This is a genomic window from Streptomyces sp. NPDC057543 (assembly GCF_042801895.1).
In the GTDB taxonomy this organism is placed as follows: domain Bacteria; phylum Actinomycetota; class Actinomycetes; order Streptomycetales; family Streptomycetaceae; genus Streptomyces.
In genome coordinates this window covers 1-24,761 of sequence record NZ_JBHVFF010000109.1, presented here as the reverse complement: position 1 = coordinate 24,761, position 24,761 = coordinate 1, and the positions used below count along the sequence as shown (strand labels likewise).

Here is a 24,761-nt window from a genome sequence, read left to right as displayed (position 1 = left end):
CCGTCACGGAGCGCGGCCGTCGACGGGCAGGCGTCATGCGGACGGCACGATCCGTCCCGTGACCTCGCCGAGGCCGACCCTCGTGCCGTCCGGGCCCGGTGCCCAGGCCGTCATCGTCACGGTGTCGCCGTCCTCCAGGAACGTCCGCTTGCCGTCCGGGAGGTCCAGCGGGTCGCGGCCGTTCCAGGTCAGTTCCAGGAGCGAGCCGCGCTGTCCGGGATCGGCGCCGCTGACCGTGCCGGAGCCGTACAGATCACCGGTGCGCAGTGAGGCGCCGTTCACCGTCATCTGGGCCAGCATCTGGGCCGCCGTCCAGTACATGGTGGCGAACGGCGGTTCGGCGACCGGCTGTCCGTTGATCGCGACGGAGATCCGCAGGTCGAGCCCGCCGGCCTCCTCCTCGCCCGCGTCCTCCAGATAGGGGAGCAGCGGGAAGTCGCGGGCCGGGGGCGCGATCCGGGCCGCCTCCAGGGCTTCCAGCGGGGTCACCCACGCCGATACGGACGTGGCGAAGGACTTGCCGAGGAACGGGCCGAGCGGGACGTACTCCCAGGCCTGGATGTCCCGCGCCGACCAGTCGTTGAGCAGCGACAGCCCGAAGACGTGGTCGCGGAAGTCGCCGAGCGGGACCGGGCGGCCCTGCGTGGAGCCGACTCCGACGACGAAGCCGACCTCGGCCTCGATGTCGAGCTTGACGGACGGACCGAAGACGGGTGCCGGGTCGGCGGGCGCCTTGCGCTGGCCGGAGGGGCGCACCACGTCCGTACCGGAGACGACGACGGTGCCGGACCTGCCGTGGTAGCCGATCGGGAGGTGCTTCCAGTTGGGGGTCAGCGCGTCACCGTCCGGCCGGAAGATCTTCCCGACGTTGGTGGCGTGGTGTTCGCTCGCGTAGAAGTCGACGTAGTCCGCGACCTTGTACGGCAGATGGAGCGTCACGGACTCGACCGGGTGCAGCAGCGGTTCGATGTCCGCGCGGTGGGCCGGGACCGTCACCCAGGCGGTCAGGGCCCGTCGGACGTCCCGCCAGACGGTGCGGCCCGCCGACAGCAGCGCGGTCAGGTCCGGCTGGGCGAGGAGTTGCGCGTAGGGCGAGCCGAGTGTGTGTGCCGCGGCTCCGGCGTCCAGTACGTGGTTGCCGATGCGGACGCCGACCCGACGGTCCTCGGGGTGGTCGGGGGTGGAGAACACACCGTACGGAAGGTTGTGCGGACCGAAGGGGTCGCCCTCGGCCAGATCGAGCGGGCTGCTCTGCTCGGGCATGTGTTGCTGCCTCGCTTTCCAGGTCGCTTGGGGGACACGTTACGTCGGTGTCGCTACCTCGCGGGAGTGTCCCAACTGCTCCTGATGCCCGGAAAGTTCCGCCGTGCCCCCGGGGGCGCGAGGGCACGGCGGTGATTCACAGGGCCCGGCGGTAGGCGTTGCGGGGCTGGGGCACGCACCTCGCGGCGTTGTCGTCAATCACCAACGCTCCTTGCGCAAGCTCTCGGCTGTGCTCGAGCAGGGGAGACCCCGTCTGACGCGATCCTCCGCCTTGCGATGCACGCGCCACGGCCCCGCTCCTTCACCCGCGCTGCCCAGTGCCGGGCCCTCTCAGCCCGCCGTGCGCGGGATCCGCTTCTCCCAGGTGCGGTGGAAGACGACCTCGCCGCCGTCCTTGCAGACCACCTCGTTGGACGTGATGAAGTCGGTGTCGTCCGCACTGATTTCGGAGCGGGTCTCGATCCGTACGTCCCACGCCATCTCCGGCCGGTGCAGCCGGATCGTCCAGTCGGAGCGGGTACGGGCGGAGAGCGGGTCGTCCTCCTGGATCGTGTACGTCTCCAGGGCGTCCTCGGTGAATTCGAGGCCGTCCGGGTAGACGCGGGTGCCGCCGTAGCGCGGGTCGACCTCCAGCCGCCATTCGCCCTTGGCGACGTCACGGACCACCAGCCGCTCGGGGCGCTGTTCCTCGAGCGTCACGGGGTGGACGACGCCGAGCGGCTCCGACTGCTCCGGTTCCTCGAACCGGATCGCGGGATCCTCGGTGTGCCGGCGCACCGGCAGTTCGACGAAGCTGCCGTCGGCGTCCAGGGTGAAGCCCACCGACCCGGCCTGCGGCCAGATCCATGGCCAGTACGAGGAGGAGACCGCGAGCCTGATCCGGTGGCCGGGCGGGAAGGTGTGCCCGATGCCGTTGAGGTCGAACGACACGTCCTCGTACCGGCCCACCGGCCAGTCGTCCGCGCGGTCGCGGCCGTGCCGGGCGGAGAGGTTGAGCGCGCCGCGGGTGACCAGGGTGGAGGAGCCGTCCGGTGCGACGTCGCAGAGCCGGGCGATCGCCTGGCCGCGGGGCGCGTCCATCCGGATGCGCAGCTTCACCCGGGGGCGGCCCAGGATCTCGATCGGGGCGTCCTCGACCGGGAACTCGAAGGAGACCGATTTGGCGTCCTCGTCGCGCTGGTCGGGCGGCAGGTCGGCGGCGTTGCCGAACGGGAAGAAGCGCCCGGCGTCCAGGCCCGTCTGCTGCGGCGAGTCGACGATCTGCGGACCGCCCTGGAGGGCGTACGCGACCGTCGCGATGTTCTCCGACGGCCAGCTGGTGTCGCCGACCCAGCGGCCGGGCAGCGTCTCGTACGCCGTGGCGGGCCGGTGCGACTCGCTGATCCAGGACCGCAGCAGCGGCTCGGCCATGACGCCGGTGTCCTTGTCCTTCAGGTGCTGGTCCCACCAGCGCAGCGTCTCCTGGAGGAAGCCGATCGCCGGGCCCGGCGGCAGACCGCGGTCGGGGTACTGGTGCGACCAGGGCCCGATGAGCCCGCGGACCCTGTCCGGATCGAGGTGTTCGACGAGCCGCAGGACGGTGTCGCGGTACGGGTCGTGCCAGCCGCCCACCGCGAGGACGTTCGCCCGGATCGCGGAATAGTCCTCGCAGACGCTGCCGTGCTTCCAGTAGTCGTCGCGGGTCTGGTGCGCCAGCCAGTTGTGGAGATACGGCTCGACGGCCTCCAGCCGCTTCAGCCACATGTCCTTCCAGCCCTCGCCGACCTGCGCCGGGTCCGGCGGACGGGAGACGAAGGCCAGCATGGTGGCCGCCCAGGCGTGCATGTCGACGGCGAGGACCGAGCCGCCCATGTAGTGGACGTCGTTGTCGTAACGGTCGTCCGTCGAGCAGACGGTGACGATCGCCTTCAGCGGCTCGGGGGCCAGCGCCGCGATCTGGAGCGAGTTGAAGCCGCCCCAGGAGATGCCGAACATGCCGACGCGGCCGGAGCACCACTCCTGCTGGGCCAGCCAGTGGATGACGGCGACCCCGTCGGCCAGTTCGGTCGCGTCGTACTCGTCTCCCGGCAGGCCCTCGCTGTTGCCGTGCCCGCGTACGTCCACCCGGACGGAGGCGTAGCCGTGGCCCGCGTACCAGGGGTGGCGCTGCCAGTCGCGCGGCGCCGTCCAGTCGCTCAGCCGGTAGGGCAGATATTCCAGGAGCGCGGGGACGGGTTCGTCGGTGACGGGACGCCAGATCCGGGCGTACAGCCGGGTGCCGTCCGGCAGCGGGATGCGGACGTCCTCATGCGTGGTGTCGTACGGAAACGTGCTGCGGATGTGCATGGCGGTACCTCAGTGGACGGGGTGCATGGTGCGCTTGAGCCAGGGTGCGGCGGCGATGACGGCCACACCGGCCACCACCGCGATCGCGCCATTGACACCGAAGTAGGCGGGGTTGGAGACCTCGCCGTACAGCTTCACGACTTGGGCCTGGATGCCGTTGGCGAGGGCCAGCGAGAGGAACCAGAGCGCCATCGTCTGGCTGGCGAACGCCTTGGGCGCGAGCTTGGTGGTCGCGGACATGCCGGAGGTCTCCAGCAGGATGTCGCCGAGACCGAGCAGCAGGTACGAGCCGACGATCCACCAGGCGGCCATCTTGAAGGTGTCGCCGGTGTGCCCGGAGGTGGGCAGCACCATCAGCAGGAAGGACAGTCCACCGAGGATCACCCCGATCGCGATCTTGTTGGAGGCGTGCGGCTGACGCGGGCCCATCCGGGCCCAGACCGCGGCGACCACGGGGGCGAGCGCGACCTCGAAGGCGCCGAGCGCCGAGGCGTACCAGCTCGCCGGGAAGTGGAAGCCGAAGATCTCGGTACGGGCGTTGGTCGACGCGAGCAGGATCATCGTCGAGTACGCCTGGAAGAGGATGAAGTTGAAGACGACGGAGGCCAGGAACAGCACCACGTACGGGCGCAGCCTGCCCCGCTCCTCGCTGGTGACCCGCGGGCTGCGGAACATCACCGCGAAGTAGACGACCGGTGCGATCACCGAGACGAGGGTGAGCACGTCGACGAATCGGCCCATGGTGAGCCAGCCCGCCAGGGCCAGCGCGGTGGCGACGGCGGCGACCACGACGGCGCCGATCACGATCAGCCGTACGGCACGGCGCATCGGTGCCGGTTCCAGCGCGAATTCGGCGCTGTGCTTTCGGCCGACCAGGTGACGCCGGCCCAGTACGTACTGGATCAGACCGATCGTCATGCCGAAGGCGGCGGCCGAGAATCCCCAGTGCCAGCTCGCGTGGTCCCCGAGCCAGCCGGTGACCAGCGGGCCGAGGAACGCCCCGATGTTGATGCCCATGTAATACAGCGCGAAGCCGGCGTCGCGGCGCTGGTCCTCGGTGCGGTACAGCTTGCCGACCATGGTCGCCACATTGGGCTTGAGCAGACCGGTTCCGGCGCTGATCAGACCGAGGCCGGTCCACGTCATGGCGTCGGTGGGCACCGCCATGGCGTAATGCCCGCAGGCGATGAGGATGCCGCCGTACAGGACGGCGCGGTACGAGCCGAGGATCCGGTCGGCCAGCCAGCCGCCGGCCACGGAGACCAGGTAGACGAGGGTGCCGTAGGCGGCGGAGACGGACGCCGCGGTGCCCGCCTCCATGCCCATGCCGCCGCGGGCGACGGTGTCGGCGAAGTAGAGGACCAGGATCGCCTGCATGCCGAGGAACGAGAACCGTTCCCAGACCTCCAGGCCGGAGAGGGTCATCAGTCCCCGTGGCTGGCCGAAAAAGGCATGGTCGTCGCCGGACGGCGGCTGGGTCGGTTCGGTGTCGGTAGCCGTGTGGGACAAAGGGAGAACTCCTGATCGTATGAGCTGATCCCGAACATACCGGCGGTGGCGGGAAGGCGCCCACGGTGATCCAAAGGGGACCGGATACGCTGACTTGAGTGATGACAGCGACACATCGACATTCCGTGTGATCGTCAGCAGACAGGAGATCCCCTCGTGACCGTCGTCGGGCCGTTCGGACTGAGCGTGCGGGACCACGCTCTTGAGGCCGATGTCCAGGCCGGTTTGGCTGCTGTCGAGTCGGGTCTGCTCGAAGCCACCAAGAGCGGCGTGCCCTTCATCACAGAGGCCGCGCAGCATCTCGTGCGCGCCGGGGGCAAGCGGTTCCGGCCGCTGCTGGCCATGCTGGCCGCCCAGTTCGGCGACCCCGACGCGCCGGGTGTCGTGCCCGCGGCCGTCGTCGTCGAGCTGACACATCTCGCGACGCTCTACCACGACGACGTGATGGACGAGGCGGACGTACGCCGCGGCGTCGACAGCGCCAACACCCGCTGGGGCAACTCGGTGGCCGTCCTGACCGGCGACTTCCTGTTCGCCCGCGCCTCGCACATACTGGCCGACCTCGGTCCGGAGGCCGTACGCATCCAGGCGGAGGCGTTCGAGCGGCTGGTCACCGGCCAGATCCTGGAGACGGCCGGCCCGGTCGACGGGCGCGACCCGGTCGAGCACTACCTCGACGTGATGCGCGGCAAGACCGGCTCGCTGATCGCCGTGGCCTGCCGGTTCGGCGCGATGATGGCCGGTGCGGACGAGTCGGCCGTCGACATCCTCACCCAGTACGGGGAGCGGCTCGGCGTCGCCTTCCAGCTCGCCGACGACGTACTCGACATCGCCTCCGACTCCCACGAGTCCGGCAAGACCCCCGGCACCGACCTGCGCGAAGGCATCCCGACGCTCCCCGTGCTCCACCTGCGGGCCCGGGCGGCGGCCGACGGCAAGCCGGACGACCTGGAGCTCGTCGAACTGCTCGACGGCGACCTGAGCGACGACGCCCGGCACGCGGAGGTGCTGCGCAGACTGCGCGCCCACCCGGCGCTGGAGCACGCCCGGCGGGACACCATCCGGTACGCGCAGGAGGCGCGCACGACGCTGGCGCCACTGCCCGAGGGCTACGCGAAGTCCGCGCTGGAGGAGCTGTGCGACGCGGTGGTGCACCGCGCGGGCTGAGTCCGTCCGGACGGCGCCCCCTACGGGACGGGCCGGGATCCGCCCGCGTGGTGTCATACCGAAGAGGTAGGCGGAGTTGCTCCCCGGGGCTGACGATTCCGCGCCGCTGTTTTGGTCAGATGGAGAACAACCACTCCTGAGCAAAACGGTGAGAATGGCGGCACGGAGTGGACGAGTGCATCCGGACGGAAGCCGCCGACCACGGAGGTAGGGCACATATGGCACCGAACGACAGCGTTGAGAGCAACGGCGGGACCAGGGGCACCGCCGTCGGCCGCCGCAAGGCGGCGCGCTACATCGTCCCGGTCGCGGTGGCGGGAGTGGCGGCCGCGACGATCGGGCTCGTCCCGGCGCTCGCGAGTACCGGTGACCCCGATCTGCCGGAGATCACCGCGCAGCAGCTCATCGAGAAGATCGCCGCTTCGGACACCCAGCAGCTTTCGGGCACGGTGAAGATCAGTACGGACCTGGGTATTCCGTCGCTCGGCGGTCTGGCCGGCTCCTTCGCTCAGGGCGGTGGCGGCGGCAAGGGCGATTCGAGCGCCGACCCGCAGTCGAGGATGACGGAGCTGGCGTCCGGCACGCACACCCTGCGGGTGGCCGCCGACGGCCCCGACAAGCAGCGGGTGTCGATCCTGGACAGCGCGGCGGAGTACAGCCTGATCCACAACGGCGATCAGGTCTGGGCGTACGACAGCAAGTCCAACGAGGCCTATCACGCCACCGAGAAGCGGGCCGGGACCGAGCACCGGGCCGGGCAGAAGTCCGGCGAGAAGTCCGGGCACGCGACCCCGGCCCCCGAGGGCGTGCCGACCACGCCGAAGGCGCTCGCCGAGCAGGTCCTGAAGGCCGCGGGCCCCACCACCTCGGTGACGGTCGACGGCACGGCGCAGGTCGCCGGACGTGACGCGTACAAGCTGCTCATCAAGCCCAGGCAGAGCGGCTCCACGATCGGTTCGGTCACGGTCGCGGTCGACGCGCGGAACGGTGTGCCGCTGAAGTTCACGCTGCTTCCGAGCAGCGGTGGCAAGGCCGTCGTCGACGCCGGATTCACCAAGGTCGACTTCGCGAAGCCGGCCGCTTCCTCGTTCACGTTCACCCCGCCCAAGGGTGCCAAGGTGACCGAGGCCGACGATGCGAAGGCGCAGCGGAAGGCCGACGGGGCCGAGGGCCTGGGCATGTTCCCGGGTGCCGAAGGACTGGGCGCCGGGGGCTCGGGCGCCAAGGACACGAAGGTCATCGGCGAGGGCTGGAACGCGATCGCCGAGATCCGGACCCCGGGCGGCACCGGACTCCCTTCGAAGGCGTCGGGTGACGTACCGGCCGAGGCACAGCAGTTCCTGGACTCGTTGGGCGACAAGGTCTCCGGCCCGTTCGGCTCGGGCACGGTCTTCAAGACCCGCCTGGTCAACGCGCTGGTGACGGACGACGGCAAGGTGTACGTCGGCGCGGTCACGCCGGACACGCTGGTCAAGGCGGCCAACGGCGCCTCCTGAGCCGGGGCGGGCCGCGCTTCCCGGCAGTGCCCACCCGCCCCGCCGTACGCTCCGTACGGTGGGGCGGTCCGCAATCCCCGACCGACCGAGGGGGAGTACGTATGACAGAGCCCGGAACCGTGATCGAGCCGGGGACGGCGACCGTGATCGAGACACGGGGCCTCACCAAGCGGTACCGCGATGGCCAACTCGCCGTCGACGGTCTCGACCTCGGCGTGCCCGCGGGCAGCGTCTTCGGATTCCTCGGCCCCAACGGCTCCGGGAAGACCACGACGATCCGGATGCTGATGGGCCTGATCGATCCGACGTCCGGCACCGCGCGGGTCCTCGGCCGGCCCATGCCGGGCGCGGCCCGCTCCGTGCTCCCGCAAGTCGGGGCGCTGATCGAGGGCCCCGCGCTGTACGGCTTCCTGAGCGGCAGGGACAATCTGCTGCGCTACGACTCCGCCGACCCGACCGCCGATCCGCGCACCCGCCGAGCCCGCGTCGGACAGGCCCTGGACCGGGTCGGGCTGGCCGCGGCGGCCGGCAAGAAGGCCAAGGCGTACTCGCTCGGCATGAAGCAGCGCCTCGGTCTCGCCGCCGCCCTGCTCCAGCCGCGCCGACTGCTCGTCCTCGACGAGCCGACCAACGGCCTGGACCCGCAGGGCATGCGCGAGATCCGCACTCTGGTCAGGGAACTGGCGGCGGAGGGCACCACGGTCTTCCTCTCCTCCCACCTCCTCGACGAGATCGAGCAGGTCTGCACCCATGCCGCGGTGATGGCCAGGGGGCGGCTGATCACCCAGGGGCCGGTAGCGGATCTGGCGGCGGGCGCCCGCGGCCGGCTGGCTGTCAGCACCCCCGACCCGGGTGACGCCGCCCGCGTCCTCAAGGAACTGGGTGTCACCGGCATCACGGTCGACGGCGACCGGGTGAGCGCCGAGGCCCCGGCGGGCGACGTCGAACTCGCGGACCTCAGCGCGGCGCTGGTGCACGCCGGCGTGCGCCTGCGATTCTTCGGCGTCGAACGGGCCTCGTTGGAGGACGCGTTCGTCGCACTCACGGGAGAGGGTTTCGATGTCGCAGGCTGAAGCCGCACGCGCAGGATCGGGCGGGTCGGGCAGCGTGGCCGGTTCGGGCGGAGCGGGCAAAGCAGCCGGGGCGGGCGGGGCAGCCGGTTCGGGCAGGACGCGCAGTCCGCTCCGGACGTTCGGAATCCTCCGCTCCGAACTGACCACCACGCTCCGCCGCTGGCGCACGCTCGCGCTGCTCGGGGTGCTGGCCGCCGTTCCCGTACTGATCGGGATCGCGGTGCGGATCGAGACGAACCACGGCTCGTCGCCCGGGCCGGGCGGTGGCGGGGGCGGCCCCGCGTTCCTCTCCCAGGTCACCAACAACGGCCTTTTCCTGGTCTTCGCGGCCCTCGCCGTGACGCTCCCGGTCTTCCTCCCGATGGCCGTCGGGGTCGTGGCCGGCGACGCCGTCGCCGGCGAGGCCAACGCCGGCACCCTGCGCTATCTGCTGGTCGCCCCGGCGGGCCGGACCCGGCTGCTGCTCACGAAGTACGCCTCCGTCCTCACGTTCTGCCTGGTCGCGACCCTGGTCGTGGCGGCCTCGGCGCTGGCGGTGGGCGCGCTGTTGTTCCCCGTCGGCGAGGTCACCACCATCTCGGGCACCCGGATCGGCTTCGGCGAAGGGCTGCTGCGGGCCGGGTTGATCGCCGTGGTGGTCGCCGCGTCGCTGATCGGTTTCGCGGCAGTCGGCCTGTTCGTCTCGACCCTCACCAGCAGTGGGATCGCGGCCATGGCCGCCACCGTCGGACTGCTGATCACCGTGCAGATCGTGGACACGATCCCGCAGTTGAGCGGCATCCACCCGTATCTCTTCCCGCACTACTGGATGTCGTACGCGGACCTGCTGCGCGACCCCATGTACTGGGACGACGTGGTCAAGAACCTGGGGCTTCAGGGCTTGTACGCGGCGGTGTTCGGCTCGGCGGCGTGGGCCCGTTTCACGGCGAAGGACATCACCGCCTGACGTACGGCGCACCGCCTTCGTGCCGTCGGCCGGGCGAGCCGTCCCCCGATCGGCTCGTCGCGGCACGAACGGCACGAACGGTGCGAACAGCAGGAACGATACGACACGGCACGTTCCGTTTCCGCCTCAGTATTGTTCGACTTCTGGCGACGGACTGTCAACAAGAATTGGCTCAAATACGCCTATGCTCACCGAATGATCACATCGCCGAGTTCACTGCGCCGCAGCGAGAGATCACGACGGGCGATCCTGGAAGCCGCCCTCGACCTGTGCACCGAGAAGGGGTACGGCCGGGTCACGGTCGAGGCCATCGCGGCCAGAGCGGGTGTCAGCAAGAAGACGATCTACCGCTGGTGGCCGTCAAAGGGTGCGGTGATGCTGGAGGCGTTCACCGACGCGCTGGTCGGCACGACGCCGTTCGTCGACACCGGTGACGTCGCCGCCGACCTGCGGGCCAATGTGATGGGCGCGGTGAAGCTGCTCTCCACGCCGCCCTTCGGCCCCGCGTACGCCGGGATCCTCTCCGAGGTCCACCATGACGACGCACTCGCGGAAGCGGTCAGGACGAAGCTGGTCGACCCCCGCTTCGAGGAGGCCGTCGGCCGCCTGCGCCGCGCCCAGGAACAGGGCCGGATCCCATCGGACGCCGACCTTCCACTGGCCGTGGAGATGCTGTACGGCCCGGTGTACTACCGCCATGTGCTGCGCAAGCCGGTGCACGACGAGGAGACGGTCGCGGCCCTGGTCGCGCACGTGCTGCGGGCGCTGGGGGCGCCGGAGCCGCGCTCGCCGGAGGGCGGGAACGGCTGAGAGCCGTCCGCGGCACGATCACCGTGATCGGTACGCTCACGCCCACTCAGCCGAACACCCGCTCCAGCACCTCCGCGACCCCGTCGTCCTCGTTCGACGACGTGACCTCGTCCGCCGCGGCCCGCAGGTCCGGATGACCGTTGGCCATCGCGACGCCATACCCCGCCGCGCGGAACATCGGCAGGTCGTTGGGCATGTCCCCGAAGGCGATCGTGGTGTCCGCGGCCACGCCCAGGAACTCCGCGGCCAGCGCGAGCCCGCTTCCCTTGTCGACGCCGTACGGCTGCAGTTCGACGGTGCCGGGGCCGGAGAGCGTGACGGAGGCGAGGTCGCCGACCGCCGTACGGGCGGCCTCGGCCAGCGCGTCGTCGGTGAGCTCCGGGTGCCGGATGAGCACCTTGATGACGGGTGCGGACCACAACTCGTGGCGATGGCGGGTCCGTTGGGCGGGGAGCGTGGGGTGGGGCATCAGATACCCCGGCTCGATCAGTGTCCGGCCGTCGGCCCCGTCCTGGTCGACGGCCGCGTGGACCGGTCCCACCTGGGCCTCGATCTTGCCGAGTGCGGTGTAGGCGGCCTCCCGGTCCAGGGTGACCGCACGCACCATGCGCCCGGAACCCGCGTCGTACAACTGGGTCCCCTGTCCGCAGACCGCCGGACCCCGGTAGCCCAGTGCGGCGAGCAGTCCCCGTATGCCGGGCACCGGCCGCCCGGTGACCACGAGATGCCTCGCCCCGGCCCGGGCGGCCAGGGCGAGCGCGGTACGAGTGCGGGGACTCACGCTGTCGTCACGGCGTAACAGGGTGCCGTCCAGGTCCGTGGCGACGAGGGCATATGCGGGTGGTATGGGCATGGATCAAGCCTAAGGTCGGCCCGGGCGCGTACACGTCCGCGTTGACAGGCGACGGTCGGCTGCGTGTAATGAAAACGGTGTCGCGTGACTCCGGCCAAAGAGCAGTGGGCCGGCCGGTGATCGGGCGAACACCCTGCATTCAAGGGGTCCGTGATGAGTTCCCGCTCCGCACCCTGTACCTGACGTAGCGACAGCGCGGCAGCCGCACACCCTCGTCCGCCTTGCACGCCTTCCTGCGTGCCGTCCGCACCGCGCAACACCGCACGGTCGCCCGCATCCAGGGTGCGTTGGTGGCGCTGCTGGCGGACATCGGCATCGCGAATCCCGAGCGGTTCCGCGCGGAGCTGGACAGGATGTCCATGGAGCTGAACGCGCATCTGGATTACGAGGAGGATCAGATCCTGCCCCTGCTGGCCGAGGTCCCCTGGCCTCCGGCTCCTTCGGCCCCTGCGGTTCCTTGAACCGCTGCGAACCGAAACGAACCGAATGTGAATGGCTGAAAGGTTGTGCCGTGCGAGTAAGAGTCAAGGACTTCGATCACCTGGTGCTCAACGTGCAGGATGTCGAGCGCGCGCTGGAGTTCTACTGCGGCCCACTCGGCCTGGAGCCGATCAGAGTGGACGAGTGGCGGGCCGGTGAGTTCCCGTTCCCGTCGGTGCGGGTCAGCCCGAGCATGATCATCGATCTGCTGGGCCGGCCGCGCTCCGCATCGAACGTCGACCACATCTGCCTGGTCGTCGAGCCGCTGGACTGGCAAGAGGTCATCGACTCGGGCACCTTCACCGTGCTGGAGGGTCCGGTCGGCCGCTCCGGTGCCCGGGGCGAGGCGCAGTCGGTGTACGTCCGGGACCCGGACGGCAACACCGTGGAGCTTCGCTGGTATCCGCAGGACGTGGTGGAGGACTGAATCGCGCGGCCCGGCTCCGGGGCGGGGGCCCTGCCGATCGCACCGCAGGGTGCGGCAGGGCTCCGGCCCGGACCGTCATCCGTGCGCCCTCGCCCCTGCGTCCTGAGCTCGCCGCGCCGGCATGCTGATCTCCGGGCTCGGGCCGGTCGGCAGGGCAGCCGTGTCCGCGGCTACTGCACGCAGAATTCGTTGCCCTCGGGGTCGACGAGAAGAGTCCATGTGCCTCCTGGTTCCTCGACCCTGCGGAGCACCTTCGCGCCCAGCCCCTCCAGCCGGGTCACCTCTTCGTCGCGTCGCTCCGGTCCCGCGTGGACGTCCAGGTGGAGGCGGTTCTTCACGGTCTTGGCCTCTGGCACGCGCTGGAAGAGGAGCCGTCGGCCGAGGCCCGTTCCGCTCTCCTTCTCGTACGGATCGTCCGGGTGCCGGGCCGCCCCGAGGTCGCGCCAGGCCCGGCGGCCGTCGACCATGACGGTTGCCGCCTCCGGGACCGCGCCGAGGCCGAGCAGTCGGTCGATCAGGGGGCTGTTGTCCTCGACCAGGTAGCCGAGGGCCTCGGCCCAGAAGGCGGCCTGGGCGTGCGGGTCGGTCGAGTCGATGACGACTTTATAGTTCAGAACCATGGTAACCGTTTATAGTGGTTACATGACCGAGTCCGCAACGGGTACGCCGGGCCTGACTCTCCGTACGCGGGAGGGTCGCCCCTACCGCTTCGATCCGGGTGCCCTGTGCCTGGAGTTGCTGCCCACCGGCGGGTATGCGCGGTACGCGGCGTACGAGGTGCTGCACACCCCCGCCGACCTGGTGCGATGGGCAGGCGAGAGCCGGCTGCCGGAGGGCCTGTCCCTCTCGGTGAGCGCAGAGGAGCTGCGCCGGGCGCACCGGTTGCGCGCCGCCCTCTGGAACCTGACCGCCGCCCGCGCGCACGGCCACACCCTCGCCGCTGCCGACCTCGCCACGGTGAACGCCACGGCGGCCGAGCCCCCGCTCGTCCCTCGCATCGACGCCGACTCCGGCCGCCTCGCATGGGCCCCGGATGTCACGGGAACGGCCTTGCTATCGACCGTCGCCCGCGATGCGGTGGAGCTCTTCACCGGCCCCTACGCCGACCGCATCCGCGAATGCGGCTCCGAAAACTGCAAGTTGCTCTTCGTCGACACCTCACGGCCGGGCAGGCGCCGTTGGTGCGCGATGGAGCACTGCGGAAACCTCCACAAGGTACGGGCCCACCGGGCCCGGCACGCCGCGACCGATCCCTCGGCTGACCGGAATCCTCTGCGGTCTTGAGGAGGTCCTGTGGCCGCTCCGCCGGGCGCAGGGGGTACCCCCTGCGCGAACGTGACAGTCGACCCGCGGGGTGTCACGTTTTTGCGCGGGGGCTGGGTCTGCGGGCCGGTGTGATGGTGATCAGTGCTGAGCGGGTGGGGTGCCCTCGGCGCTCTCGATGAAGTGGTCGAACTCGCCGGCCTGGACGCCCAGCGTGAAAGCGTCCCATTTGGTGCGGGTAGTGGTGACGATGTTGGTGGGGTCGCCGGTCTCGCGGAGGTAGACGAGTTCGTCCGGTCCGAAGGCGATCTCGATCCAGGGGCCGGGACCCTCCTCCCCCTCGGGGGCGGCGCGGACCCAGGTGAGGTCGGTGGGGACGTCAGCCATGGAGAGTGTCCTTCTTGACGGCGTGGAGGAGCGCGGCCAGGGCGGCGGTGCGGGTATGAAGTATCGCGCCGTTGGGGTCGCCGGATTCGATGAGCGCTATTGCTCCGGTCCGTGCGGCGGCTATGTGCACGCAGGCTTCGCCCTGCGCGCAGTAGGACGACTTCTGCCGGGCGTAGGCGGACATCTCGGTTCCCTTCACAGGCTCTTGGCGATCTCGTGGATGAGTTCTCGGGATTTTTCGATACCCAGTGCCGCATTGTCGAGTCGTGCGAGTAGCAGACGGTACTGCGCCAACTGGGCCTCGGCGTCGATGAACACGGGACCATGCGACTGGTCGAGCTGCGCAGTATCGAGGGCGGGCACCGGGCCGCGCACGTAGTACACCGACTGCCCCGAGCCCGGGTAGTGCGTGACCTCGAAGGGGATCACGCGGATGGTCGCGTGGGAATGTTCGCTCATCTTGCGCAAGTGCCGGAGCCGGCCTCGGGCGATGTCCGGACCGCCGAACCTCATCCGCAGCGCGTGCACGGCATGCGCGAACTCACCGAGATCGCCGAGCTGTTGGCGAGCGAGCTGGTCACCAACGCCTACCTGTACTCCTCGGGGCGTATTCCCTGCGGCTGCGCGATGCCGGGCGCAGCCGGGTGAGGCTGAGTGTCCGGGACACCGATCCGCACATCCCGGCGCCGTTCCGGTGGAGCGCCGAGACCCCGGCGGAGCCGGCGGAGCGGGGGCGGGGGCTGTACCTCCTCGCTCTCTACGCGGAGAGCTGGGGCGCGTACCCCATGCGTGGCGGGCTGCCGAGGCAGGGCGGGAAGCTGCTCCGGGTGGAGTGCACGGCCAAGGGGGGAGGGTTGGGCGGGGAGGGGGCGAGCGACCCGTCGGATCGCTCGCCCCGGGCGATCACGCCGGGAACTCCGGCTCGGTCAGGAGGCTGTGGACCACGGGCCGGGGATGCGCTGTTGCGGGTACGCCTCGACGACGTGAACGGGTCGCAGGGAGGTGGGGCCGGACGGGTGGGTCCGACCCGCGCCGGTGTCCGCGTGGTCCGTGGGCGAGGCGCCGAAGACCAGGAACGACAGCGTGGACAGGGCGGCGGTGGCGGTGCGCAGGAGCACGCGGGAGTTCCCGCACGCGCGCGTGAATCGGCTCATAGCATGTCAGGAAAATATGAGTGCGTGACGGTTCCGGGATTACCCGGCGCGACGCGCTCAGAGCCGCCTGAATGCCGTACCGCTCAAGTGGTCCATGTAGGTGCCGACGGCCCGGCTGTCCACCGCCTCTGAGATCAGTGCCACGTGGTTGTCCGGGCGGACCAGGACGAGGGTGTCGGTGCCCGGCTCGATGCCGTACGCCGTACGGGCGTGGCCGGCCTCGTCGGCCAGATCGGCGGGGCCGCCCGCGCCCACCCCGTACACCCGCACCGCGTCGCCGTACGCCGCTTCCGTCGCACGTAGCGCGTCCGCAGTGCCCGGGCCGAAGCCCAGCAGGGTGAAGTGCGGTCCGGCGAACGCTTCGAAGAGGCGGGTCGGTGCGCCCGTCACGGCATTGCGACAGGGGGCGTCCGGGGCGCGGTCGCCCGCTCGCAGACGGGGAGTGGAGCCCGTGGGGGAGAGAGAGCTCCAGTGGTACCCACGCGTCAGGCCCGTGGTCTCGGCTGAGCCCGCCGCGTCCAGGCCGCCGCCCGGCTGCTTGATCGCTTCGAGGGTGACCCGCAGCCGCTCGGAGGTGATGTCCAGCGTCCAGGAGGCCACGGGCAGCCGCTCCTCCTCGTACGTGTCCAGCAGGCCCGGATCCGACTGGCCGGTGACGACCCGGGCGAGCTTCCAGCCCAGGTTGAACGCGTCCTGGATTCCGGTGTTCATGCCCAGCCCGCCCGCGATGGAGTGCACATGCGCGGCGTCCCCGGCCAGCAGGACGCGGCCCACCCGGTAGCGGTCGGCCATGCGCTCGTTGACCCGGTACGTGGACAGCAGGTCGGCCCGCGTCAGGTGGGTGCCCGGCAGCCCGGTGTGCCGGGCGAAGAGCCGGCGGAAGCTCTCCAGCGAGGGCGGTACGGGGGCGCCCGCCCGGTCCCGCTCCGGGCCGGCCTGGAACCACCAGCCCGACCGCGTACCCGGGATCGGGCACAGCAGCACGGCACCGTCCTCGTCGAACCACTGGTGCCAGTAGCCGCGGTCGAGGCCGTCCGCCTCCACGTCCCCGCAGACACTCGTCTGCTCCTCGGTCGTCTTCCCCTCGAACGGGATGCCGAGCAGCTTGCGTACCGAGCTGTGACCGCCGTCGCAGCCCACCACGTACCGCGCCGCGAGGCTCCGGCCGTCGGCGAGCGTGACGGTCACCGAGTCGAGTCCTGCCGCCAACCCGGTTGCTTCCGCGTCGAGTTCCACGTGTACGCCGTACTCCGCCAGACGGTCCCGCAGGATCTCCTCCAGCCGCCACTGGGCGATCATCCACGGTCGGTCGTACGGGGCGTCCGGCGTCGGGCGCGACGCCTCGAACGGGTCGGTGTCGGTGATCGGCAGCCCGTTGCGGTACTTCCGCATCGGCGGCGGCGTCGAGCCCGCCGCCAGCACCCTGTCCACGATTCCCAGGTCCTCCAGGATCTCCAGGGAACGGGGGTTGGGTCCCTTGGCCCGCGAGCTGCGCGGAAACTCGGGCGACTTGTCGATGATCCGTACGGCGACGGAACGACGGGCCAGATCGCAGGCCAGGGTCAGGCCGGTGGGGCCCGAGCCGACGATCAGTACCTGGGTGATGGGCGCGGTGGCGGGTGTGGGCATGCGGGCTCCTCGGTCGCGGTCCGTGACCACCCAGAGAATCGTAACCGAGTTAAAAAAGCAACCCGGTAACTGAAGTTGCGGACGGCTCGCCCGAAGCCACCCTGGCGGCCTACGGGGCGGCGCTCGTCGTCCCGGTGGTGATGCCGGCGGCCGGGGCGCTGGTCACCGCGCCGGGGTCGTGGCCGACGAGGACGAAGCGGCGTCCCCGGCCGACGGTGCCGACGGCGCAGGCTGCGCCGCAAGGGCCTGCGCCTGCGCCCTTGTCCGCCGTGACGTCCGGAACGCGTCCCACGTCAGCAGGGCGAGCGCCAGCCACACCAGGGTGAATCCGGCCCACCGCTCCGGCGGCATCGCCTCGTGGAAGTACAGGATGCCGCAGATGAACTGGAAGACCGGTGCCAGATACTGCAGCAGGCCCAGAGTGGAGAGCGGTACGCGGATCGCCGCCGCTCCGAACAGGACGAGCGGCGTGGCCGTGATGACACCCGTCGCGGCCAGCAGCGACGCATGGCCGAGGCCCTCGGAGGCGAACGTCGAGTCGCCCTGCGCGCCCAGCCACAGCAGATAGCCGAGCGCGGGCAGGAACAGCACGGCGGTCTCGGCGGTGAGCGACTCCAGGCCGCCCATGTTGACCTTCTTCTTCACCAGGCCGTACGTCGCGAAGGAGAACGCCAGCGTCAACGAGATCCACGGCGGCCGTCCGTAACCGATCGCCAGCACCAGCACCGCCACGACGCCCGTGCCGACCGCCACCCACTGCGTGGCGCGTAGCCGTTCGCCGAGGAGCAGGACGCCCATCGCGATGGTGACCAGAGGATTGATGAAGTAGCCGAGCGAGGCCTCGACGACGTGCCCGTTGTTCACGGACCAGATGTACAGACCCCAGTTGACCGTGATCACGGCCGCGGCGACCGATATCAGGCCGAGCTTCCTCGGCTGCCGTATCAGCTCGCCGATCCAGGACCAGCGGCGCAGCACCAGCAGCGCGATGCCGACGACGCCGAGGGACCAGACCATGCGGTGGGCGAGGATCTCGATCGCGCCGGCGGGCTTCAGCAGTGGCCAGAACAGGGGAACGATGCCCCACAGGCCGTATGCGCCGATACCGGACAGCAGTCCGGCCCGTTGGTCGGTCGTCCCCTTCACGGGCCCACCCCCATGTCTGTGTCAGCTGCTCCGCGTCGACCGATCCGTCGACTGCACGACGGTAGCGCCGGAAGGACCTCATGTCATAGCCGTATCGTCATACGGTCATGACATGAGGCCCCTGGGGTGCCGGAGGAGGGAGCGGCGGAGTTACGCCGTGGCCGCCGCCTCGGCCACCGTCTCGGCGAGCGGCGTCGTCGGCCGGCCGATCAGCCGGGCCAGGTCGCCGCTCGTACCGGCGAGCAGCCCGCGCTCGATCGCGGCGTCCACATCGACGAGGATCGCCGCGAAAACCTCGGGCACGCCGGCGCCGACCAGGATCTCCTGGTGGACCGCCGCCGGGACGTTCTTGTGGACGATTTCCTTGCCGGTGGCCCTGGCGACCTCGGCCGCGTACTCGGCGAACGACCAGGCGACATCGCCGCTCAGCTCGTAGACCGCGCCGATGTGGCCGTCGCCGGTCAGTACGGCGGCCGCCGCGGCGGCGTAGTCGGCGCGGGTGGCGGAGGCGACCCGTCCGTCGCCCGCGTTGGCGACGACGGCGGCGTGCTCCAGGACGGGGGCGAGGTTGGCGGTGTAGTTCTCGGTGTACCAGCCGTTGCGCAGGAAGGTGTGCGGCAGGCCGGCGTCGAGGATCAGCTGCTCGGTGACCTTGTGCTCGTCGGCGAGCGTGAAGTCCGCGTCGGGGCCGCCCAGTACGCCGGTGTACGCGAACTGCGCGACGCCCGCCGCCTTGGCCGCGTCGATGACGGCGGTGTGCTGCGGGACGCGCCTGCCGACCTCGCTGCCGGAGATGAGCAGGACGCGGTCACCGGCCCGAAAGGCGTCCTTGAGGGACTCCGGACGGTCGTAGTCGGCGACGCGGAGCTCGACGCCGCGGGCGGCGAGCGGGGCGGCCTTCGCCTCGTCGCGGACGACGGCGGCGATCTCGGTCGCGGGCACGGTGGCGAGCAGCTGGTCAATGACGAGACGGCCGAGCTCTCCGGTGGCTCCGGTGACGACGATGCTCATGGGTTTCTCCTCTTTCGGTGGCGCTTGTCCTCAGTTCGGGCTCTTGAGCTCACCGTACGGGGTGCACTAACCAGACGAAAGTACCCACTTTGAAGTAAGGTACTTGCATGAACGTGAGTGACCCGGGCCCGAGCCTGAGCCGGAAGCCCGACGTGAACCGGCAGATGTGCCCCTCCCGGCTGGTGCTCGAACACGTCACCAGCCGCTGGGGCGTTCTGGTCCTCGCCGCGCTGCTGGAGCGCTCGTACCGCTTCAGCGAACTGCGCCGCGAGGTCGGCGGGGTCAGCGAGAAGATGCTGGCTCAGACCCTCCAGACCCTGGAACGGGACGGTTTCGTGCACCGGGACGCGAAGCCGGTGATCCCGCCCCGGGTCGACTACTCGCTCACGGGGCTGGGCCGGGAGGCCGCCGAGCAGGTATGGGCGCTGGCCCGCTGGACGGAGCGCCGTCTGGACGCCGTGCACGCGGCGCGCGAGACGTACGACGCGCGGAAGGCGTACGACGCGTAGGGCCCCCGGAAGCAGCGGGAAAGCAGCGGTCAGTCCGGCTGGGGTGCTCGCCCCTCCTCCAGCGTCCGTAGCGCCCGCGAGACGTCGAACGGCAGGATCGTCACCGCCACGTGCGGCAGCGGCGCCAGCGTCTTCGCCATCTGCTCACCCGTGCCCCGGTGCAGCAGCTTCCCGAGCACGTTGCGGTACGTACGCCGGGGGACCAGCACCGTCAGCCAGGTGTTCCCGTCCTCCGTGGTGCGGACCGCCAGTTGCCGCATCGCATTGCGCAGCCGCCGGTCCGGGCACGCCACCAGCTCCAGGGACACGGTCGTGGCGGCCGTCGACTCCCATCGGGCGGCCAGCCGTCTGCCGTACGCCTCGTCGATCGCGAAGTGCACCGCCCGGATCTCGTCCGGACGCAGCTCATGGGCGTACCGCAGGGCCTTCAGCGTCGCCAGGTCGAGCGACTCGACGAGCACGAAGACCAGATGGCGGCGGGTCCGGGCACGGTCGGCGCCCGGAGCCTGGATGCTCTGCAGCGCGGCCGCCTCGTGCCGGTACTCGCGGTTGATCCGCGTCAGTGCCCAGACCCCGAGCGGGAAGACCACCACGACCAGCCAGGCGCCCTCGGTGAACTTGGTGACCGCGAAGATCAGCACGACGGCGGCCGAGATGAACGCGGTGAGCCCGTTGACCACGATCTTCAGTCGGCGGTGCGGCTCCCGGCGCCGCAGGTGGTACGCGGTGAGACCGGCCCCGGCCATGGTGAACGCGGTGAACACGCCGATCGCGTACAGCGCCACCAGCCTGTCCACGCTGGCGCCGGTGGCCAGGAGCAGTGCCAGCGAGACGATGGTCAGCGAGATGATGCCGTTGGAGAACGCCAGCCGGTGCCCGCGCCGGGTCAGCACGCGCGGCAGGAACCGGTCCTCGGCAACGAAACTGGCGAGGTACGGGAAGCCGGTGAACGGGGTGTTGGCGCCGGTGTAGAGGATCAGCGCGGTCGCCAGCTGTACGAAGACGAGCCCGGCCGTACCGGCCGGCCCGCTGCCGAACGCGAGGTGGGCCTCCTGTGCGATCACGGTCGGGGTGCCGTCCTTGTACGGCACCGCGTGGGTGAAGTGCGCCAGCGTGGAGACGCCCAGCACAAGGGTGCCGAGCACCGCGCTCATGGCGATGAGGGTGCGGCGGGCATTGCGGCCCTGGGGTTCACGGAACGTGGAGATGCCGTTGGAGATCGCTTCGAGCCCGGTGAGGGACGACCCGCCGTTGGCGAACGAGCGCAGCACGATGAAGATCGAGGCGCCGTAGAGCCAGCCGTTGCCCGGGGTGCCGAGCGGCACGACCCCGGCGGCGTGCAGATCGGCGTGCGGCAGCTCGCCGAAGATCCCGCGCAGCGCGGCGACGAGGAGAACGAGGCCGACGGCGGCCATGAAGAGGTAGGCGGGCAGCGCGAAGGCCCGGCCCGCCTCGCGGACCCCGCGCAGATTCCCGTACGCGAGCAGCACGATGACGGCGACGGAGACCGGGAGCTGGAGATGGTCCAGCCCGGTGAAGTTCTCGCCGACCAGATGGGCCAGCGAGATCAGGGCGTTGGTACCGGCCGAGACCTGCACGGCCACGGTCACGATGTAGTCGACGAGCAGTGCCACGGCGGCGATCTGCGCGATGTTCGGCCCGAAGTTCTCCCGGGCGACGACGTACGAACCGCCGGCCCGGGTGTAGATCATCACGACATCGCTGTAGCAGAGCGTCACCAGCAGCAGCACCAGCAGGATCGCGCCGGTCACCGGCATGAGCAGCGTGAAGGCGGCGACACCGACGACGGGTACGAGGACCCGGAGCATCTCCTCGGAGCCGTACGCGGTCGAGCTGACGCAGTCGGAGGCGAGCACCCCGAGCGCCGTCCGGTTGTTCAGCTTCTCCTCGCTGATGCGCTCGGTGGTGAGAGCTCTGCCGAGCAGACGTCGCTTGATGCGGTAGGCGGGGCGGTCCAGGGTCATGGCCACATGGTGCGCGGTGGTCGGGCGCGCCCCTGGACGCAATCGCCGGACGGGCCGAAATTCAGCCCGTCCGGCGACGGCAGGTGACGATGACGGGAACCGTCAGCCGACGACGGTCCAGTTGTCGTTGCCCGCGAGGAGCGCGGCCAGGTCGCCCTTGCCGTTCTGTTCGACGGCGGTGTCGAGTTGTTCGGCCATTTGTGTGTCGTAGACGGGCCGGTCGACGCTGCGCAGGACTCCGATGGGGGTCTGGTGGAGGGTGTCGGGGTCGGCAAGGCGGGACAGGGCGAAGGCCGTGGTGGGGCTGGCGGCGTGGGCGTCGTGGACGAGGATCTGGGACCTGTTGTCGTCGGTGACCGTGACGACCGACAGGTCTCCGGTGGCCGGGTCGCGCACGACGCCCTTGCTGTGGTCCGTGCCGAAGAGGATCGGCTGTCCGTGCTCCAGGCGGATGACGGCGTTCTGTGCCTGGTCCTTGTCCTTGAGGGCTTCGAAGGCGCCGTCGTTGAAGATGTTGCAGTTCTGGTAGATCTCGACCAGGGCCGTGCCGGGGTGGTCGGCCGCGGCGCGCAGGACGCCGGTGAGGTGTTTGCGGTCGGAGTCGATGGTGCGGGCGACGAACGACGCTTCGGCGCCGAGGGCCAGGGAGACCGGGTTGAACGGGGCGTCGAGGGAGCCCATCGGCGTCGATTTGGTGATTTTGCCGATTTCGGAGGTCGGGGAGTACTGGCCCTTGGTGAGTCCGTAGATCCGGTTGTTGAACAGGAGGATCTTGAGGTTGACGTTGCGGCGCAGGGCGTGGATGAGGTGGTTGCCGCCGATGGACAGGGCGTCGCCGTCGCCGGTGACGACCCAGACGGACAGGTCGCGGCGGGAGGTGGCGAGTCCGGTCGCGATGGCGGGGGCGCGGCCGTGGATGGAGTGCATCCCGTAGGTGTTCATGTAGTACGGGAAGCGGGAGGAGCAGCCGATGCCGGAGACGAAGACGATGTTCTCTTTGGCCAGGCCGAGTTCGGGCATGAAGCCCTGGACGGCGGCGAGGACGGCATAGTCGCCGCAGCCGGGGCACCAGCGGACTTCCTGGTCGGACTTGAAGTCCTTCATGGTCTGTTCGGCGTCGGCCTTGGGTACCAGGTGGAGGAGGGGGTTGGTGTCAGGCATCGATGGCCTCCTTCAGTGCCGCCGCCAGTTGTTCGGCCTTGAACGGCATGCCGTTGACCTGGTTGTGGCTGTGTGCGTCGATGAGGTATTTCGCCCGGATGAGGGTGGCGAGCTGGCCGAGGTTCATCTCGGGGACGATCACCTTGTCGTAGTGCTTGAGTACCTCGCCGAGATTGGCCGGGAAGGGGTTGAGGTGGCGCAGGTGGGCCTGCGCGATCTGCTGTCCCGTGGCGCGCAGGCGGCGGACGGCGGCGGTGATGGGGCCGTACGTGGAGCCCCAGCCCAGGACCAGGGTGCTCGCCTGGTCGGGGTCGTCGACCTGGATGTCGGGGACCTCGATGCCGTCGGTCTTGGCCTGGCGGGTGCGGACCATGAAGTCGTGGTTGGCGGGGTCGTAGGAGATGTTGCCGCTGCCGTCCTGCTTCTCGATCCCGCCGATCCGGTGTTCGAGACCCGGGGTGCCGGGCAGGGCCCAGGGGCGGGCCAGGGTCTCCGGGTCACGCTTGTAGGGCCAGAACACCTCGGTGCCGTCGGCCAGTTCATGGTTCGGGCCGGTCGCGAACCGGACCCGCAGATCCGGGAGGTCGTCCACGTCGGGGATCCTCCACGGCTCGGACCCGTTCGCGAGATACCCGTCCGACAGGAGGAAGACCGGGGTGCGGTAGGTCAGGGCGATCCGGGCGGCGTCGAGCGCGGCGTCGAAGCAGTCCGCCGGGGTCCTGGGCGCCACGATCGGGACCGGGGCCTCACCGTTGCGCCCGTACATCGCCTGGAGGAGATCGGCCTGCTCGGTCTTGGTCGGCAGCCCCGTGGACGGGCCGCCACGCTGGATGTCGATGACGACCAAAGGAAGTTCCAGTGACACCGCCAGCCCGATCGTCTCCGACTTCAGCGCCACCCCCGGCCCCGACGTCGTCGTCACCGCGAGGGACCCGCCGAACGCGGCCCCCAGCGCCGCCCCGATCCCCGCGATCTCGTCCTCGGCCTGGAACGTACGCACACCGAAATTCTTGTGCCGGCTGAGCTCATGCAGAATGTCCGAGGCCGGAGTGATCGGATACGAGCCCAGATACAACGGCAGGTCCGCCTGCCGGGACGCGGCGATCAACCCGTAGGACAGTGCCAGGTTCCCGGAGATGTTGCGGTACGTGCCCGCGGGGAAGGCCTGCGAGGCGGGCGCCACCTCGTAACTGACGGCGAAGTCCTCCGTCGTCTCCCCGAAATTCCACCCCGCCCTGAACGCGGTCACGTTCGCCTCGGCGATCTGCGGCCTCTTCGCGAACTTCGCCCGCAAGAACGCCTCGGTCCCCTCCGTCGGCCGGTGATACATCCACGACAAGAGCCCGAGCGCGAACATGTTCTTCGAACGCTCGGCCTCCTTGCGCGAAAGCCCGAACTCCTTCAGCGCCTCGATCGTCAGCGTCGTCAACGGCACCGGATGAACGCTGTAGGCCTCCAGCGACCCGTCCTCCAGCGGACTCGTCGCGTAGCCGACCTTCGCCATCGGGCGTTTGGTGAACTCATCGGTGTTCACGATGATTTCACCGCCGCGCGGCACATCGTCGATGTTCGCCTTCAGTGCGGCCGGGTTCATCGCGACCAGAACGTTCGGCGCGTCGCCCGGCGTCAGGATGTCATGATCGGCGAAATGCAACTGGAACGACGAAACCCCCGGCAGAGTACCTGCGGGGGCCCGGATCTCAGCGGGAAAGTTCGGCAGCGTCGAAAGATCATTCCCGAACGACGCGGTCTCCGAAGTGAACCGGTCACCCGTGAGCTGCATACCGTCCCCGGAATCACCCGCGAAACGGATGATCACCCGGTCCAGACGGCGGATCTCCTTCTCGCCGGCGCCCGCATGATCGGAATGGGGGGCACGCGGTCCCCCGACGAGCGCCTCGCTGGCCTCATCGGCCTGTTCGGCTGGGCTACTGACCTGGCTGGTCACTGAACTGGACCTCCCTCGGGGCGGCGGCTCGGGACCGGCCGGCCCGCCGACGGTCCCAAGGCCCACCCTACGTCGGTAAGGGTCGCCTTCCCTGGACCGATCATATGGTGGACGTCGTTTTGAGACGCGATTTGATACCGGTTTGTCATGTTTGGCAAGCCCCCCAGCCGTTCGATGAAGATGCTGTGCACTCATTCTTTGGTTCTAGGACTCCGATCG

24 protein-coding genes and 1 pseudogene are annotated in these 24,761 nt (G+C 70.0%); 10 read left to right on the top strand and 15 right to left on the bottom strand.

Going from position 1 to position 24,761, the window contains the following annotated elements:
- Positions 1-33: 33 nt before the first annotated feature.
- The 3 genes from fahA to ACFU8Q_RS19680 all read right to left on the bottom strand — a co-directional run bounded on the left by fahA (position 34) and on the right by ACFU8Q_RS19680 (position 5,097).
- Positions 34-1,263 carry a fumarylacetoacetase gene (gene fahA / locus ACFU8Q_RS19690; protein WP_384455335.1) on the bottom strand — a complete coding sequence of 410 codons (1,230 nt, stop codon included), beginning with the start codon at positions 1,261-1,263 and terminating at the stop codon, positions 34-36.
- Positions 1,264-1,593: 330 nt separating this feature from the next.
- Entirely contained in the window at positions 1,594-3,588 is a 1,995-nt protein-coding gene (locus ACFU8Q_RS19685; protein ID WP_384455332.1) for a CocE/NonD family hydrolase, read from the bottom strand.
- Between the two features lie 9 nt (positions 3,589-3,597).
- Positions 3,598-5,097, bottom strand: a complete 1,500-nt coding sequence (locus tag ACFU8Q_RS19680; RefSeq protein ID WP_384455329.1) for a peptide MFS transporter — start codon at positions 5,095-5,097, stop codon at positions 3,598-3,600.
- A gap of 156 nt (positions 5,098-5,253) precedes the next feature.
- Between ACFU8Q_RS19680 and ACFU8Q_RS19675 the strand changes: the two genes are divergently transcribed.
- The 5 genes from ACFU8Q_RS19675 (at position 5,254) to ACFU8Q_RS19655 (ending at position 10,589) form a co-directional block, all read left to right on the top strand.
- Positions 5,254-6,264 (top strand): polyprenyl synthetase family protein, encoded by a 1,011-nt coding sequence (locus ACFU8Q_RS19675; RefSeq protein WP_384455326.1) that lies wholly within the window; start codon positions 5,254-5,256, stop codon positions 6,262-6,264.
- Between the two features lie 218 nt (positions 6,265-6,482).
- A complete protein-coding gene (locus tag ACFU8Q_RS19670; RefSeq protein WP_384455323.1) occupies positions 6,483-7,760 on the top strand; it encodes an outer membrane lipoprotein carrier protein LolA in 1,278 nt (425 codons plus the stop codon).
- Between the two features lie 101 nt (positions 7,761-7,861).
- Entirely contained in the window at positions 7,862-8,833 is a 972-nt protein-coding gene (locus ACFU8Q_RS19665; RefSeq protein WP_384455320.1) for an ABC transporter ATP-binding protein, read from the top strand.
- Positions 8,820-9,779, top strand: a complete 960-nt coding sequence (locus ACFU8Q_RS19660) for an ABC transporter permease (RefSeq protein ID WP_384455318.1) — start codon at positions 8,820-8,822, stop codon at positions 9,777-9,779. Before ACFU8Q_RS19665 ends, ACFU8Q_RS19660 begins: the two co-directional genes overlap by 14 nt.
- A 195-nt stretch (positions 9,780-9,974) precedes the next feature.
- Positions 9,975-10,589 carry a TetR/AcrR family transcriptional regulator gene (locus ACFU8Q_RS19655; RefSeq protein WP_384455315.1) on the top strand — a complete coding sequence of 205 codons (615 nt, stop codon included), beginning with the start codon at positions 9,975-9,977 and terminating at the stop codon, positions 10,587-10,589.
- A 46-nt stretch (positions 10,590-10,635) separates the two neighbouring features.
- Here ACFU8Q_RS19655 and ACFU8Q_RS19650 read toward each other — a convergent pair whose 3' ends face one another.
- Complete coding sequence (locus ACFU8Q_RS19650; RefSeq protein ID WP_384455312.1) at positions 10,636-11,442, bottom strand: HAD family hydrolase; 807 nt, start codon at positions 11,440-11,442, stop codon at positions 10,636-10,638.
- Positions 11,443-11,696: 254 nt separating this feature from the next.
- Here ACFU8Q_RS19650 and ACFU8Q_RS19645 point away from each other — a divergent pair.
- Positions 11,697-11,903 (top strand): annotated as a pseudogene (locus tag ACFU8Q_RS19645) (nitroreductase family deazaflavin-dependent oxidoreductase); the annotation flags it as partial.
- A gap of 50 nt (positions 11,904-11,953) precedes the next feature.
- Positions 11,954-12,349 carry a VOC family protein gene (locus ACFU8Q_RS19640; protein WP_384455309.1) on the top strand — a complete coding sequence of 132 codons (396 nt, stop codon included), beginning with the start codon at positions 11,954-11,956 and terminating at the stop codon, positions 12,347-12,349.
- Between the two features lie 170 nt (positions 12,350-12,519).
- On the opposite strand, the gene ACFU8Q_RS19635 is transcribed toward ACFU8Q_RS19640, so the two are convergent.
- Entirely contained in the window at positions 12,520-12,969 is a 450-nt protein-coding gene (locus tag ACFU8Q_RS19635; protein WP_384455306.1) for a VOC family protein, read from the bottom strand.
- A 22-nt stretch (positions 12,970-12,991) separates the two neighbouring features.
- On the opposite strand from ACFU8Q_RS19635, the gene ACFU8Q_RS19630 reads away from it, so the two are divergent.
- Positions 12,992-13,633, top strand: coding sequence for a CGNR zinc finger domain-containing protein (locus tag ACFU8Q_RS19630; protein WP_384455303.1), 642 nt, complete (start codon positions 12,992-12,994; stop codon positions 13,631-13,633).
- A gap of 120 nt (positions 13,634-13,753) precedes the next feature.
- Here the strand turns inward: ACFU8Q_RS19630 and ACFU8Q_RS19625 are convergent, their stop codons facing one another.
- From ACFU8Q_RS19625 to ACFU8Q_RS19615, 3 genes are read right to left on the bottom strand one after another with little or no spacing between them, the layout of a single operon-like run.
- Positions 13,754-13,999 (bottom strand): DUF397 domain-containing protein, encoded by a 246-nt coding sequence (locus ACFU8Q_RS19625; RefSeq protein ID WP_384455300.1) that lies wholly within the window; start codon positions 13,997-13,999, stop codon positions 13,754-13,756.
- Positions 13,992-14,183 (bottom strand): DUF397 domain-containing protein, encoded by a 192-nt coding sequence (locus tag ACFU8Q_RS19620; RefSeq protein ID WP_384455297.1) that lies wholly within the window; start codon positions 14,181-14,183, stop codon positions 13,992-13,994. Before ACFU8Q_RS19620 ends, ACFU8Q_RS19625 begins: the two co-directional genes overlap by 8 nt.
- A gap of 11 nt (positions 14,184-14,194) precedes the next feature.
- The gene (locus tag ACFU8Q_RS19615) at positions 14,195-14,512 is read right to left on the bottom strand and encodes a Scr1 family TA system antitoxin-like transcriptional regulator (RefSeq protein WP_384455337.1); all 318 of its coding nucleotides are present in this window, start codon (positions 14,510-14,512) and stop codon (positions 14,195-14,197) included.
- On the opposite strand from ACFU8Q_RS19615, the gene ACFU8Q_RS19610 reads away from it, so the two are divergent.
- A complete protein-coding gene (locus ACFU8Q_RS19610) occupies positions 14,468-14,647 on the top strand; it encodes a hypothetical protein (protein ID WP_384455339.1) in 180 nt (59 codons plus the stop codon). The genes ACFU8Q_RS19615 and ACFU8Q_RS19610 overlap by 45 nt on opposite strands.
- Positions 14,648-14,925: 278 nt before the next feature.
- Here the strand turns inward: ACFU8Q_RS19610 and ACFU8Q_RS19605 are convergent, their stop codons facing one another.
- The 4 genes from ACFU8Q_RS19605 to ACFU8Q_RS19590 form a co-directional block, all read right to left on the bottom strand.
- Positions 14,926-15,153 (bottom strand): hypothetical protein, encoded by a 228-nt coding sequence (locus ACFU8Q_RS19605; protein ID WP_384455294.1) that lies wholly within the window; start codon positions 15,151-15,153, stop codon positions 14,926-14,928.
- A 57-nt stretch (positions 15,154-15,210) separates the two neighbouring features.
- The gene (locus tag ACFU8Q_RS19600; protein ID WP_384455291.1) at positions 15,211-16,782 is read right to left on the bottom strand and encodes an FAD-dependent monooxygenase; all 1,572 of its coding nucleotides are present in this window, start codon (positions 16,780-16,782) and stop codon (positions 15,211-15,213) included.
- A 162-nt stretch (positions 16,783-16,944) separates the two neighbouring features.
- Positions 16,945-17,928 (bottom strand): EamA family transporter RarD, encoded by a 984-nt coding sequence (gene rarD, locus ACFU8Q_RS19595; protein WP_384455288.1) that lies wholly within the window; start codon positions 17,926-17,928, stop codon positions 16,945-16,947.
- A gap of 150 nt (positions 17,929-18,078) precedes the next feature.
- Positions 18,079-18,939 (bottom strand): SDR family oxidoreductase, encoded by an 861-nt coding sequence (locus ACFU8Q_RS19590; protein WP_384455285.1) that lies wholly within the window; start codon positions 18,937-18,939, stop codon positions 18,079-18,081.
- A gap of 107 nt (positions 18,940-19,046) precedes the next feature.
- Between ACFU8Q_RS19590 and ACFU8Q_RS19585 the strand changes: the two genes are divergently transcribed.
- A complete protein-coding gene (locus ACFU8Q_RS19585) occupies positions 19,047-19,448 on the top strand; it encodes a winged helix-turn-helix transcriptional regulator (protein WP_384455282.1) in 402 nt (133 codons plus the stop codon).
- Positions 19,449-19,477: 29 nt separating this feature from the next.
- Here ACFU8Q_RS19585 and ACFU8Q_RS19580 read toward each other — a convergent pair whose 3' ends face one another.
- The 3 genes from ACFU8Q_RS19580 to ACFU8Q_RS19570 form a co-directional block, all read right to left on the bottom strand.
- Complete coding sequence (locus ACFU8Q_RS19580; RefSeq protein WP_384455279.1) at positions 19,478-21,433, bottom strand: APC family permease; 1,956 nt, start codon at positions 21,431-21,433, stop codon at positions 19,478-19,480.
- 102 nt (positions 21,434-21,535) lie between these two features.
- Positions 21,536-22,594, bottom strand: coding sequence for a 2-oxoacid:ferredoxin oxidoreductase subunit beta (locus tag ACFU8Q_RS19575; protein WP_384455276.1), 1,059 nt, complete (start codon positions 22,592-22,594; stop codon positions 21,536-21,538).
- A complete protein-coding gene (locus tag ACFU8Q_RS19570) occupies positions 22,587-24,542 on the bottom strand; it encodes a 2-oxoacid:acceptor oxidoreductase subunit alpha (RefSeq protein WP_384455273.1) in 1,956 nt (651 codons plus the stop codon). The genes ACFU8Q_RS19575 and ACFU8Q_RS19570 overlap by 8 nt, the downstream gene beginning before the upstream one ends.
- Positions 24,543-24,761: the final 219 nt, after the last annotated feature.

Excerpts from the sequence above, each read along its gene's own strand:
- fahA (WP_384455335.1), bottom strand. The coding sequence starts at position 1,263 with ATGCCCGAGCAGAGCAGCCCGCTCGATCTGGCCGAGGGCGACCCCTTC.
- ACFU8Q_RS19685 (WP_384455332.1), bottom strand. The coding sequence starts at position 3,588 with ATGCACATCCGCAGCACGTTTCCGTACGACACCACGCATGAGGACGTC.
- ACFU8Q_RS19670 (WP_384455323.1), top strand. The coding sequence starts at position 6,483 with ATGGCACCGAACGACAGCGTTGAGAGCAACGGCGGGACCAGGGGCACC.
- ACFU8Q_RS19665 (WP_384455320.1), top strand. The coding sequence starts at position 7,862 with ATGACAGAGCCCGGAACCGTGATCGAGCCGGGGACGGCGACCGTGATC.
- ACFU8Q_RS19660 (WP_384455318.1), top strand. The coding sequence starts at position 8,820 with ATGTCGCAGGCTGAAGCCGCACGCGCAGGATCGGGCGGGTCGGGCAGC.
- ACFU8Q_RS19655 (WP_384455315.1), top strand. The coding sequence starts at position 9,975 with ATGATCACATCGCCGAGTTCACTGCGCCGCAGCGAGAGATCACGACGG.
- ACFU8Q_RS19650 (WP_384455312.1), bottom strand. The coding sequence starts at position 11,442 with ATGCCCATACCACCCGCATATGCCCTCGTCGCCACGGACCTGGACGGC.
- ACFU8Q_RS19635 (WP_384455306.1), bottom strand. The coding sequence starts at position 12,969 with ATGGTTCTGAACTATAAAGTCGTCATCGACTCGACCGACCCGCACGCC.
- ACFU8Q_RS19630 (WP_384455303.1), top strand. The coding sequence starts at position 12,992 with ATGACCGAGTCCGCAACGGGTACGCCGGGCCTGACTCTCCGTACGCGG.
- ACFU8Q_RS19625 (WP_384455300.1), bottom strand. The coding sequence starts at position 13,999 with ATGGCTGACGTCCCCACCGACCTCACCTGGGTCCGCGCCGCCCCCGAG.
- ACFU8Q_RS19620 (WP_384455297.1), bottom strand. The coding sequence starts at position 14,183 with ATGTCCGCCTACGCCCGGCAGAAGTCGTCCTACTGCGCGCAGGGCGAA.
- ACFU8Q_RS19615 (WP_384455337.1), bottom strand. The coding sequence starts at position 14,512 with ATGAGGTTCGGCGGTCCGGACATCGCCCGAGGCCGGCTCCGGCACTTG.
- ACFU8Q_RS19605 (WP_384455294.1), bottom strand. The coding sequence starts at position 15,153 with ATGAGCCGATTCACGCGCGCGTGCGGGAACTCCCGCGTGCTCCTGCGC.
- ACFU8Q_RS19600 (WP_384455291.1), bottom strand. The coding sequence starts at position 16,782 with ATGCCCACACCCGCCACCGCGCCCATCACCCAGGTACTGATCGTCGGC.
- ACFU8Q_RS19590 (WP_384455285.1), bottom strand. The coding sequence starts at position 18,939 with ATGAGCATCGTCGTCACCGGAGCCACCGGAGAGCTCGGCCGTCTCGTC.
- ACFU8Q_RS19585 (WP_384455282.1), top strand. The coding sequence starts at position 19,047 with ATGAACGTGAGTGACCCGGGCCCGAGCCTGAGCCGGAAGCCCGACGTG.
- ACFU8Q_RS19580 (WP_384455279.1), bottom strand. The coding sequence starts at position 21,433 with ATGACCCTGGACCGCCCCGCCTACCGCATCAAGCGACGTCTGCTCGGC.
- ACFU8Q_RS19575 (WP_384455276.1), bottom strand. The coding sequence starts at position 22,594 with ATGCCTGACACCAACCCCCTCCTCCACCTGGTACCCAAGGCCGACGCC.